Annotated in this window: 12 protein-coding genes and 1 pseudogene; 1 reads left to right on the top strand and 12 read right to left on the bottom strand. The window is 38.5% G+C overall.

Translation table 11 applies throughout. The annotated features are described in order from the left end of the window. Positions 1-2 precede the first annotated feature (2 nt). The 9 genes and pseudogenes from murB to FO442_RS08670 all read right to left on the bottom strand — a co-directional run. Positions 3-860, bottom strand: coding sequence for a UDP-N-acetylmuramate dehydrogenase (gene murB / locus FO442_RS08630; protein WP_144332757.1), 858 nt, complete (start codon positions 858-860; stop codon positions 3-5). Continuing rightward, positions 847-2,142 (bottom strand): oligosaccharide flippase family protein, encoded by a 1,296-nt coding sequence (locus FO442_RS08635; protein ID WP_144332758.1) that lies wholly within the window; start codon positions 2,140-2,142, stop codon positions 847-849. The genes murB and FO442_RS08635 overlap by 14 nt, the downstream gene beginning before the upstream one ends. Beyond that, positions 2,127-2,513: a serine O-acetyltransferase gene (locus FO442_RS18955; protein ID WP_281281569.1), complete on the bottom strand. Its 387-nt coding sequence runs from the start codon at positions 2,511-2,513 to the stop codon at positions 2,127-2,129. The genes FO442_RS08635 and FO442_RS18955 overlap by 16 nt, the downstream gene beginning before the upstream one ends. A 149-nt stretch (positions 2,514-2,662) precedes the next feature. Beyond that, positions 2,663-3,895 carry a UDP-N-acetylglucosamine 1-carboxyvinyltransferase gene (locus FO442_RS08645; protein WP_144332760.1) on the bottom strand — a complete coding sequence of 411 codons (1,233 nt, stop codon included), beginning with the start codon at positions 3,893-3,895 and terminating at the stop codon, positions 2,663-2,665. Positions 3,896-3,900: 5 nt separating this feature from the next. Next, positions 3,901-4,881, bottom strand: a complete 981-nt coding sequence (locus tag FO442_RS08650) for an SDR family oxidoreductase (protein ID WP_144332761.1) — start codon at positions 4,879-4,881, stop codon at positions 3,901-3,903. A 28-nt stretch (positions 4,882-4,909) separates the two neighbouring features. Continuing rightward, positions 4,910-5,866 carry a GDP-L-fucose synthase family protein gene (locus FO442_RS08655; protein WP_144332762.1) on the bottom strand — a complete coding sequence of 319 codons (957 nt, stop codon included), beginning with the start codon at positions 5,864-5,866 and terminating at the stop codon, positions 4,910-4,912. A 10-nt stretch (positions 5,867-5,876) separates the two neighbouring features. Further along, a complete protein-coding gene (gmd, locus tag FO442_RS08660; protein ID WP_144332763.1) occupies positions 5,877-6,959 on the bottom strand; it encodes a GDP-mannose 4,6-dehydratase in 1,083 nt (360 codons plus the stop codon). A 256-nt stretch (positions 6,960-7,215) separates the two neighbouring features. Next, on the bottom strand, positions 7,216-8,196 hold the full coding sequence (locus FO442_RS08665; protein WP_144332764.1) for an SDR family oxidoreductase: 981 nt from the start codon (positions 8,194-8,196) through the stop codon (positions 7,216-7,218). A gap of 72 nt (positions 8,197-8,268) precedes the next feature. Continuing rightward, a pseudogene (locus FO442_RS08670) lies at positions 8,269-8,424 on the bottom strand (non-hydrolyzing UDP-N-acetylglucosamine 2-epimerase); the annotation flags it as partial. Positions 8,425-8,893: 469 nt separating this feature from the next. On the opposite strand from FO442_RS08670, the gene FO442_RS08675 reads away from it, so the two are divergent. Beyond that, positions 8,894-10,255: an OmpA family protein gene (locus tag FO442_RS08675; RefSeq protein WP_144332765.1), complete on the top strand. Its 1,362-nt coding sequence runs from the start codon at positions 8,894-8,896 to the stop codon at positions 10,253-10,255. Between the two features lie 154 nt (positions 10,256-10,409). On the opposite strand, the gene FO442_RS08680 is transcribed toward FO442_RS08675, so the two are convergent. The 3 genes from FO442_RS08680 to FO442_RS08690 all read right to left on the bottom strand — a co-directional run bounded on the left by FO442_RS08680 (position 10,410) and on the right by FO442_RS08690 (position 12,302). Beyond that, positions 10,410-10,850 (bottom strand): NUDIX domain-containing protein, encoded by a 441-nt coding sequence (locus FO442_RS08680; protein ID WP_144332766.1) that lies wholly within the window; start codon positions 10,848-10,850, stop codon positions 10,410-10,412. After that, on the bottom strand, positions 10,850-11,242 hold the full coding sequence (locus tag FO442_RS08685; protein ID WP_144332767.1) for a pyrophosphohydrolase domain-containing protein: 393 nt from the start codon (positions 11,240-11,242) through the stop codon (positions 10,850-10,852). The genes FO442_RS08680 and FO442_RS08685 overlap by 1 nt, the downstream gene beginning before the upstream one ends. Before the next feature lie 154 nt (positions 11,243-11,396). Continuing rightward, a complete protein-coding gene (locus FO442_RS08690) occupies positions 11,397-12,302 on the bottom strand; it encodes a formylglycine-generating enzyme family protein (RefSeq protein WP_144332768.1) in 906 nt (301 codons plus the stop codon). Between the last annotated feature and the right edge of the window lie 34 nt (positions 12,303-12,336).

A 12,336-nucleotide genomic window follows, 5' to 3' on the forward strand; every position in this document is an offset into this window, starting at 1 on the left:
AATTAAATAACGCGTTGTTCTATTTCAAGGTCTATTCCATACGAATCTTTCACCCTCTTTTTCACTTCAGCAATAACAGACAAAATATTAGAACCACTTGCATTATCAACATTGATAATAAAACCACTGTGTTTTTCAGAAATCATAGCACCTCCTATTCGGAATCCTTTTAACCCAAGTGCATCCAGCATAGGACCTACAAACATTCCTTGGGGCCTCTTGAATACACTTCCACAACTGGGGAATTCACGAGGTTGTTTTTGCCAACGTGTTTTTTTAACCAGATCCATTTTGTCTGCAATATTCTTATATTCCCCTGTTGGTAAATTGAGCCAGGCTTTAAGAACAATGTTTTTAGGGTTTTGTTGGAAAAAACTATTCCTGTATTCAAACCCGATTTGATCTGCTGAACGCTCGTAAATGGATAAATCAATTAAGTTAAGATACCTTACTTTCATAATTACATCTTTTATTTCTTCACCACTGGCACCCGCATTCATTACAACAGCTCCCCCCATTGAGCTGGGAATATCATAAAATACCTCAATGCCTGACAAACTATTCTCAAGTGCAAAGTTGCTCACATCAGCCATAAGGGCACCAGCTTCTACGACTAGGTTAAGATTTGAAGGGTCTTTGGAAATAGCATTAAAATTCCCATTAAAAATCATCATCGGTTGTTCATAATATGTTTGAGACAAGATTATGTTATGACCACTTCCGAGCAATAATATATCAGGATGCATAGCCGCTACCTCAAGAATATCTGATTCATTATCCGGTAAAAAGACTTTTTTACAACGAGCAAAAATATTGTACCCATTGTAATCCGTCAAATCAAAATCCTCAATTACTTTCATTCCGTTTGAATGCTTTTATCAATGGGTCAAAATCTGTTCGGCGAAGCGAGATTATTTCACGAACAGGGATCTTCACAGTTACGGAATAGATCCATAAAAATATCATGGCGGCAACAGAATAGCTTACTGATGAAGCTAAAGCTGCACCTTTTGCCCCCCACCAAGGTATAAAAAATAAATTCAACACAATATTAATTACAAGTGATGGTGTCATAGCTACCATGGCTATCCAGGGTTTTCCCTTACCAGCCAAATCCATATTCATTACTTTGTAGATGGTGAGTAATACTATGCCGGGTAATAAATGATTGAATACCTGGACACTTTCCGAAAACTGTTTGCCAAATATGGCAACTATAAACATTCCTGAAAAGAGCCAAAGCACAAGTGATCCAATGGAAATAAATATAAATGATATTCTCATCAGCTGAGCAACTTTTCTGGAAAAACCAAGCCCATCCTTTGAAGCTGCACTTCTTGCAAAAACGATGGTGCTCAAAAACATCGGGATTTGCCATAAAAATTCTGTTAAGTTAGCACCTTTCGCGTAGATGCCGGTTTCATAATCATTACTTAGTTTTTCAAGCATGATCACATCAAACTTGTAATTCAAATTCATTATCAAAAGCGAAAGTGCATATATCAATCCTAAACTTAACATCGCTTTCAATAACTTGAAATTGAGTTTCAAACTAAAATACAGGATAAACTTATTTTTGAATAACAATATGATAAAAATAATAAATGGTCCACCTATGAGTGACAGCATATAACCCCCTATATCCCATTTGAATAAAACTATCAGCAAAAAAGTTAGCAGCAACGTTACAAATGATGGAATCCAGTTAATCTGGTTAAATTTTTTTATTTCGTTCTTCCCCAAAAATATTCCCGAATTATAAGTGTTGAATAGGGTAAACGGAATTGGGATCAAAGCGAGAATAACCAACAAGGTTTGATCTCCCGTTTTGCTGAAAAGTTTCATTAAAATAAAACAAATTACCAAACTGCAAATCGAGGTAAAAATCCAAATTTGTGTAATTGCTGTTTTTATTTCGTCTTCTCTAAACTTGTTTTGCCCAAGTAAATAAGTTGTTGATTGCCGTATTCCAAGTGAACCCAAAGACATAAAAATACTTGGATAAACCAATAGAGCAGAGATAATGCCATTTTTCGCCGGTCCAAGAACCCTTGCCGTTACTATTGAAATCGTTAAACTGAAAAGAATAATGATAATCTTAGAGAAACCAATGCTTAAAGTATCTTTCAGGAAAGATCCCATACTGTTTTTTTTGATTTTATTATTAAGGGATTACCATAAGCGACATGATTGTCGGGAATATCTTTGTTCACAACAGCATTAGCCCCGATGACTGCATTTTTGCCAATCGAAATACCACCAATTACAACCGCACCTGTGTAAATAATCACATTGTCTTCTATAATAGGGTATTGTTTCTCTTTTCTGCCATGACTTCCTAAAGTTACATTCTGAAAAATAGTTACGTTATCCTTTATAATTACTCCGGCGCCAATAACAACACTTAACGGATGTGCTAATTTGAAATTTTTTCCAATCTCCGAATAAATGGAAATGTCACAATTCCCTTGTGAGATCATTTTAACACGTTGACGCGAAGCTAGTAACCGCATGAATTTGTTTTTTGATGTTCCAAAATATTTTGCCAATCTGTAGCGGTACAATACTCGATATCCAGGATTAATCAACCGATATATCAGAATATCTGAAATTCTGGGATTCCGTTTCGGAATATCTTTGTATAGTTCCTGGAGCAATGACATTACGATTTTATTAGATTAACATTCAGTTGTAGAAGTTTTTTCTCAATATGTTCATAACCTCTGTCAATCTGCCATGCATCTTCAATGTAAGTTTCGCCTTCAGCGGTTAAACCGGCTAACAACAAAGCTATCCCTGCTCTTAAATCCAATGCTTTCACTTTTGCGCCCTTAAATGAGTTTCCCCCTGTGATTTGAAGCATTCCTTGATTTACATGAAAATTCATACCCATTTTCGCAAGTTCTTCCGCATAACCATATCTTCCGGGAAATCTTAAATCAATGATCCTGGATTCTCCTTTGGAACTTGCTCCAAATACAGCAAAAAGTGGTTGCATATCTGAATTGATTCCGGGGTATGGACCTGTACTGATGTCTATTGGGTAAGGCTCACCACCTCTGACAATTAAGGAATTATTTCCCCTAAAATACTTCATTCCACTCTCACGCAACTGAATTAAAGGCACTTCCAGATGTTCAAACGGAAAATCAACGATTTCGACATCACCATTTGTAATGACTGAACCGATTGCCCAGGTTAATGCTTCCATGTTATCAGGGATCACATTGTGTTTTACACCAGATAATTTATCTACACCGTCAATCACAATGCATTTTTGTCCAAAAACACGAATTTTTGCTCCCATGTTGTTCAACATGGAAATTAAATCGATAATTTCAGGTCGGATATGTGGATTCCAAATGGTTGTTGTTCCTTTAGCTAATGTTGCCGCGAAAATGCCATTTTCAGTAGCTCCGGTCGAGCGAATGGGTAAACTGATTTCCGCACCTGAAAGTTTGCCATTTACTTTTGTACATAAATATCCATCTTCTTCCCACACACGTGCTCCCATCATCTCAAGAATCATGATGTGCAGATCGTACTTACGATCACCAAGAGGACAGCCACCGGGTAGAGGAACCTTTCCCTCTCCGAATCGTGAAGTTAAAGCACCCAGGATCAATAATGAATTTCGAATGGAACGTTCATCCCAAAGCAGTTCAGGGATAATTTTATTCTCTGCTATTTTGAGGTAAGAATCTCCTTCGGTACAAACTTTTCCCATTTTATTGAGCATTTGAATATGAATCTGCATATCCAATAACCCATTGGGAGAGTTGTATATTTCGATTGCCTCATCTGTTAAAACAGATGCAGTTAAAAGCTTTAATGCACTATTCTTGGCACCACTCAGTTTTACACATCCTTCTAACTTTGATTTTAAAATTCTCATCACATTCAATTTTCCGTATACCAACTTACCGTTTTCTTGATTCCATCCTCCAGCTTAACTTCGGGAATATAACCCAACATAGTCACAGCTTTTTCAATACTTGCCAGCGAGTGGGGAATGTCCCCATCTCTATTTGGACCATACTGAATTTCAACATTTGCAATAGCAGAGTCATATTGGCTAAGATATTTTTTTAATAACTGTGTTAATTCGATCAATGTTGTTCTGTCTCCAACAGCAGTATTAAATACCTGGCCAATGGCATTTTTATTTTCAGTCGTTCCAGCCAAATGATTCATTTGAATTACATTATCAATGTATGTAAAGTCACGGGAATATGAACCATCACCATTAATTACCGGAGACTCATACGATCTGAATTTATCAATGAACTTCGGAATGACTGCAGCATAAGCTCCGTTTGGTGATTGCTTCCGGCCAAATACATTAAAATATCTTAGTCCAATAACTTCTAAACCGTAATTAAGTCCGAATACATGAGCATATAATTCGTTTACATATTTAGTCACAGCATATGGGGAAAGTGGCTTACCAATAACTTCTTCTACTTTCGGTAAACTTTCAGAATCGCCATAAGTAGATGAGCTTGCAGCATAAACAAACCGTTTGACTTTTGCGTCTCTTGCAGCTATGAGCATATTCAAAAAACCGGTAATGTTCACTTCATTTGTTGCCATCGGGTCATTTAAGGACCTAGGTACAGAACCCAGAGCTGCTTGGTGCAACACAATGTCAACGTTTTTTACGGCTGTATGGCAATCAGCAATATTACGTATATCACCATCAATAAGATGAAAATTTGGATCAGATAAAAAAGGTATAATATTTTTTCGGTGACCTGTCGAAAAATTATCAAGACAGATCACCTTATTATTAACCTTTAAAAGATCTTCACATAGATTCGAACCGATAAAGCCAGCTCCTCCAGTGACTAGTACATTTTTATTTTGTATTTTCTGATACATTGTTCCTCTTCACATTATCACCAGTTTATTAACTGATTTTTATTTCTTTCAGTTTGCTTATGTTTTTTACAAACCATTGATAGGTTTCTAAAATACCTGACTCCAGAGATATTTTCGCTTCCCAACCCGCTTCTCTCAGTTTCGTAACATCCATCAATTTCCTCGGCGTTCCATCCGGTTTGGATGAATCCCAAATAATGTTTCCATTATGTCCGACAGTATGTTGAATCAACTCTGCCAATTCTTTTATTGTCAGATCAGTTCCCGTTCCAACATTGTACAAATGGTTTTCCATCCTGTTTTCCAAAACAAAAACCACGGCTTGTGCAAGATCATCTACGTGCAGAAACTCGCGCATGGGTGTGCCTGAACCCCAAAGTGTTACAGGAGCATGGTCGTTCATTTTTGCATCGTGAAACTTTCTGATCATGGCAGGAAGAACATGAGATGTATTTAAATCAAAATTGTCATTAGGGCCATATAGATTGGTAGGCATCAAACTGACAAAATCTTTTCCAAATTGTTTTCGAATAGCTTCACAGGCTTTTACACCGGCAATTTTTGCAATAGCATACCATTCGTTGGTTGGTTCAAGAGGGCCTGTCAGTAATGATTCTTCCTTTAAAGGTTGTTCAGCCAATTTGGGATAAATGCATGAGCTTCCAAGGAAAATAAATTTTTCAATGTTGTGTTTGTGGGCGGCATCAATCAAATTGTTCTGGATCTGAAGGTTTTCCATTAAAAATGGATAGGGGTAGTTATTGTTTGCCAAAATTCCGCCCACTCTGGCAGCAGCATCAATTACGATATCAGGTTTTTCTACTTGAAAGAATTGTTCCACATCCTTTTGAGATTTGAGCTCCAATTCGATTGATGATTTCCCAATCAAATTAGAATAACCTAATTTTTCAAGAGCTCTGAAAATTGCAGATCCTACCATTCCCCGATGGCCGGCTATATATATTTTTTTATCTTTTGCTGACATTGAAATGTGTTTATTCGATTTCAATTTTTGCCTCGTGCAATTTCTTTACAAACTCCAAGTCATGCTTCATCATGATTTTCACTAATTCATTTAAGCTTGTTTGATTTGGATTCCAACCAAGAAGTGTTTTTGCTTTTGCGGGATTTCCCAAAAGTTGATCGACCTCTGCAGGACGGAAATATTTTGGATCGATTTCAATAATTACGTCACCTGTTTTATCATTAATTCCTTTTTCTTCAACACCTGAACCTTCCCAGCGAATAGTAATTCCGGCCTCCTTGAAAGCCAATTCACAGAAACTTCGGACGGTATGCATTTGTCCGGTAGCAATTACAAAATCTTCCGGTTCGCTGTATTGAAGCATCATCCACATACACTCTACGTAATCTTTGGCATACCCCCAATCTCTTTGAGCATCCAGATTACCCATGTAAAGTTTCTTCTGCAACCCATGCGAAATTCTGCTAGCACCTAATGTAATCTTTCTTGTAACAAAGGTTTCACCTCTGCGTTCGCTTTCATGATTGAATAAAATTCCATTTACTGCAAACATTCCATACGACTCCCGATAATTCTTGGTAATCCAAAATCCGTATTGCTTTGCAACACCGTATGGAGAACGTGGATAAAATGGTGTTGTTTCGGATTGCGGTACCTCTTGTACCTTACCGTATAATTCAGAAGTGGAGGCCTGATAAATCCTGCAGGTTTTTTCCATCCCAAGAATACGGACAGCCTCAAGGATTCGAAGTGTTCCTACTGCATCAGAATCAGCTGTGTACTCAGGAACTTCAAAAGAAACTTTTACATGGCTTTGTGCCGCCAGGTTGTAAATTTCAGTTGGTTGAACAAGTTGGATGATCCGTATCAAAGAACTGGAATCGGTCATATCTCCATAATGCAATTCTATTTTACGTTGTTGGTGTACATCGCGTATCCATTCGTCAAAATACAAATGTTCAATCCTACTGGTATTAAAATAGGATGCTCTGCGAATAATTCCGTGAACCTCATATCCTTTTTCTATAAGGAATTCTGCCAGAAAAGAACCATCCTGTCCGGTAATTCCGGTAATTAATGCAATTTTTTCCATTAAACTGATTTAATAAAACTCCATTCAGAGTTACGCTTAGCAAAAAGTCCTACAGATTAGTTATAGCATGAGTTCCAGTAAGGACAAAGATACTTATATTTTTAAAAAATCAGTATTTAGCGCAGGGGATTCGTAAGTGCAGATGCTTTTAGAATGATACTTAACGCGATAACACAAGTAATATCCATCAATCCGGTCGCCAGGAAACTACAGTGAAGGCTGCTCCTAAATACAGTAAACCGAGTACAAGGTTGATCTAATTAAAATACCAGCTCAAACTTTCCTTTAATCCTGCGGCCAGATAGTGGCTGGGCTCATATCCAAGCAGCTCTTTTGCTTTATTCACGCTAGCCAGAGAATGAGGGATGTCCCCTGCGCGATTGGGACCGTGAAGGATTTCTACTTCCATAATTCTAGGATCAAATTCACTCAGATAGCGTTGTATAAGTTGCGTTACTTCCAATAATGTAGTCCGCTCTCCAACCGCAGTATTAAAAACTTGTCCTATCGCGCCTTGATTATTAGTAGTAGCTGCCAAATGATTCATTTGAATGACGTTATCAATATAGGTAAAATCACGAGTAAATGAACCGTCTCCATTAATGATTGGTGATTCATACCTCATAAACTGCTGAATGAATTTTGGAATAACCGCCGCATAGGCTCCATCAGGATCCTGACGACGACCGTACACATTAAAATAACGCAATCCTATTGTCTCCATCCCATAACTTAATCCAAAGACGTAAGCATACAATTCATTAACGTATTTGGTTACTGCATACGGAGATAGTGGTTTTCCAATGAGATTTTCCACTTTTGGTAAATCCTCAGAATCACCATATGTAGAAGAACTGGCAGCATATATAAAGCGTTTTACTCCTGCATCTCTGGCAGCAATAAGTATATTCAGAAATCCGGTAATATTTACCTCATTGGTTGTCGCCGGATCATCCAACGACCTTGGAACTGATCCTAAGGCCGCCTGATGTAAAACGATATCAACATCTGTTACGGCTGCTTGGCAATCAACAGGATTGCGGATGTCTCCGTCTATAAGGTGAAAATCAGGGTTAGATAAAAAAGGGATAATGTTTTTTCTGTAGCCTGTTGAGAAGTTATCCAGACAAACCACTTTATTATTAAACTTTAACAAGTCTTCACATAGATTAGACCCGATGAATCCGGCTCCTCCCGTAACTAATACCCTCTTATTTTGAATTTTTTGGTGCATCATTTTTCAACATCACATTAATTCAGTTTTATCAACTGTTTTTTTTGCGTCTTTAATTTATTGATTCTATTTCAAAAAAGACATCACCTGATCAAGCATTTCCCGGTGCTGTGCTGTGACACAAATACGTACTTCAAAATGGGAACCGGATGATTTAAGTTCGTGAATCAATGGTGCCATTTTTATAGCTTCTGGTCGTGTACCGAAAATTACTAATACTTTTTTGCTCATCCTCTTAGTTTAACTCCTCATCTCTATCGCTCATTCCATTTATAAACCAGTTGTTCAGCTTGCTATTTGTATTAAAGAGCGGATTTAAAACAGGAAAGATCCTCAGACCAATTTTACGGTCAAACAACCTAATTTGGCCGCTGCAAATATACCTCTTTTTCAAGGGGTTTGTTAAAAAAATGCTCCGTATGTTTTTTTACATTGCTGAATCGGTTTGTAATCAGTAAATTAACGTTGATGTTAAAGTTTGTCAAAAACGCTGAGACAAGTTACGATTTATACCTTGAAAAATAAGGTAAAACTAATAATCTGCTATTTCGTTCTATTAATTTTGTGCAATCAATTATTTTTCAGATATTTGACGTGGCTACAGCGTAAACCTTTCATGAATTTGATTATTTCAAAGAAGATATTAGTGTCTTCTTTGAGTATATTTGCAACCAAAAAATAAAGAAAAATATCCTGTACCATGAAAATTTATCATTTACTATTCATTTGTCTACCATTTGCATTGAATGCTCAAAACGATGTGAAAAGCATGAACAAATGGTCACTGGGTTTATCAATTGGTGCCCATGATGGCATGGCCCCGTCCAGGGCGACTACCCGTCTTTATCAAATTCATCATTATGGGATTAACACACGGTACATGTTTACAAACCGCGCCGGTATCACATTGGGAGTGAATTACGATTTTCTCGATTTCATTAATAAACCATTCAACAGTTATTACTTCAGAACATCGCTTGAAGGTGTTGTAAATGCCGGGGATATGCTTCATTTCCCGCAGGTAATGCCGCGCATCGGGCTTTTGGTTCATGGAGGTTTCGGATTCTCAAGTTTGTGGTCTGATAATAACCCAAGAATTGCCAATACAGAATCCTTGTCTAAGCGCGCTGATGGAATGATCAATTTTACGTTCGGTGCAACTCCGCAGGTTAAATTGAATGAAAGATGGTCCCTGAACGGTGATCTTTCATTCATATTTCACGCACGTCAGAATAATACGTTTGACATGCAAAGAGCAAACAAAAAGGGTTCGATTGATGGGTATATGCTCAACCTGAGCATCGGGGTTTCTTACTACCTGGGTAAAAATAAAACACATGCAGACTGGACTCCTACTATTTATGGGGCCGCTGGTCCCGACTCAAAAGAATTGGATCGGATGAAAGCTGAACTTGCAGCATTGAAAGAACAGGCGCGTGATGATGACAAAGATGGCGTTCCGAATAGTATTGACCAGGAAGCAAACACACCGGCAGGCAGTTTTGTAGACTCTAAGGGTGTTGCGATTAAAGATACGGACGGTGACGGAATCACGGATGCTTACGATGCTTGTCCGGATGTAAAAGGGGTGTATTCTGCAAACGGTTGTCCTGACAGTGACAAAGACGGAGTTCCTGACGGGGACGATGCATGTCCTCAAACTCCGGGATTGGTTTCGAATAACGGTTGTCCGGTTGTTGAAAAAGCTGTTCAGGAAGTCATGGCGAAAGCACTTAGAGGAGTTCAATTCGAAACGTCAAAAAGTACCTTGTTGAAAACGTCTCTTCCAATTTTGGATGAAGTGGTTCGCGTAATGAAACAAAATCCGGATTACCGTTTGGATATCCTGGGGCATACAGATAATGTAGGTGATGAAAATCAAAACCTGGTGCTTTCCCAGGAAAGAGCGCAGGTAGTAGCTGCTTACCTGATTTCAAAAGGTGTTGATTCTGCGCGAATTCACGCAAAAGGATTCGGTGAGTCTCAGCCAAAAACATCAAATGATACTCCGGAAGGTCAGGCAATCAACAGACGCGTTGAATTCAACGTAGTGTTTGATTAAGATCTTTAGAAACAGATAAATATCAGGAAAAGGGCTGTCCGGAAAAGGCAGTCCTTTTTTTGTTTCTGATTGTCCCGTCCTGAAATAAATGGTGTCATCTTGTTTTAGGGCTGGTCACGAATAACACGATTGATCATTTCCTCCATCGACTTTTTTAGTCCGGGAAACCACTTCGTTTGCCGCTTATTAGTCTCCGGGTCACCACTTTGTCGATCGGGAAAGTCAGCAATTCTTCACTTAATTCCGAAAGATTCACCCAATGGAGCGTTTCGGCTCCCAGGTGATTCCGGATCAGATAATCTATTTTATCCAGGTCTGCCCGGATGAGGTAATAAATTGAAACGACCTGGTCGTGTTCTGAGAATGCGGAAACCTGGAAAAAGTCGGTGAGATAAAACAGTTCGGCAACTTCAATTTCCAGGTTGAATTCCTCCAGGAATTCGCGTTTTAAACAATCGATTGTTCCCTCACCGAATTCCAAACCGCCGCCCGGAAACTTGGTAAAGCTTAAATCCCGGTACGATTCATCCGAGAGCAGTACTTCATCCCGTTCATTGATGCAAATACCGTAAACACGGATATTGAATCGCTTCATTACTTTTCTAAAACTGAAAGAATATCCGGTTTGAAATACAGTTCGGATTTCAATACTTTACCATCTTCGCGGTAAATCGGTAAGCCGTCAGCATCCAGTTTACTCATATTCGAGCGTTGAATTTCGGCAAAAACGTCCGCAATTTTATCCTGAAGTCCATGCTTTAAGATCGTTCCGCACAAAATATACAATTGATCGCCCAGGGCATCTGCAATTTCGACAATATCTCCATTTTTGGCAGCTTCCAGGTATTCTTCGTTTTCTTCTTTCATTAAATTGTAGCGAAGTACAATGTCTGCTTCAGATAACTGTGCTGTTGGCTGATAATTGTTTGGAATGTTGAATGCATCGTGAAAAGTTTCCACGGCTGAAATGGTTTCTTTGAGTGTCATTTTTTGTGTTTTGACAAATATAGTTCAAGGAAAGTTCAAAAGTTCAATTTTGAATGACACTATTGTTGGCTTTGATCCCTGCGCCGATGCTGAAGCTTTAGCGGAAGCATTTTGAACCTTTCGAGCCCGCAGAGCGAAAAAGATTTAAATCTTTTTACTTTTTTGAACTCTCTGAGAAGGTCATTACCGGCCTGAAACCAACCATGGGGTTAGCTTCTGTGAACTTTTTCATGCTTTGGTTCCGGATATCGAAGCCGGGAGAATTCCAGTCTCCTCCCACAGCAATGTCTTGTTCTGCGACCATTTCGGACACGTTGCCATTCAAATGAAAAATACCGAATTCATTTGGAAAATAGGATTCAACCGGAGCAGTTACATCCGCGTACAGATCACCATTTCCAATATAATCAAAGGAATTGGTTACCAGTATGAGTTTTCCTGTAAGGGTGTCCCTGGAAATACAGCCTCCGTCAATTTGAAGGAAATTGGCCATCATTTTTCCTTTTTCTGTTCTGATATAAGGGGAATTCCAGGCATATGGGCGATCCATGCTGCTTCCATTCGCTGCACGAAGGAATTCTGCTCTTTTGGGTAATCGAACAATGATGCTTTGGTTTTTGGTGTATTCGCGCCAGATTTGAGTCAACCATTCACAATATTTCTCTGCTTGTTGGCGTGTTATGTTGACTACCGGATAATTTTTGTACGCTTTATGATTGAAATAATGTGTCACATACTTCTCTCCCTGAAAATAGGTCGAGTTCCATTTTGCGGAATCAACGAGAGCCAATCGATATTCCTTCATTTTTCCGGTTTTCTTCAAATCATCCAGGTATTCCTGGTAGTTGAGATTGGAAACCTCTTTTTGGGATATGAAAAAACCCTGACAGGTAACCGTATCACCGTCCACGATTGTTTTTCCCGGGGGAATGTAAGAGAATGCATCTTTTGCTGCATTTTTCATTCCTTCCAGGTCTGAAATAGGTTTTTTTGGTTTTGCAAACGAGAGGAATAGAATGGTTACAAGAAAAATGAAAATAGAAACAGAGAATCTTTTCATAAGAGTATTTTTTTGGTTCTATAAAGATAATTCA

Source organism: Fluviicola chungangensis (genome assembly GCF_007558725.1).
In the GTDB taxonomy this organism is placed as follows: Bacteria; Bacteroidota; Bacteroidia; order Flavobacteriales_D; family Crocinitomicaceae; genus Fluviicola; species Fluviicola chungangensis.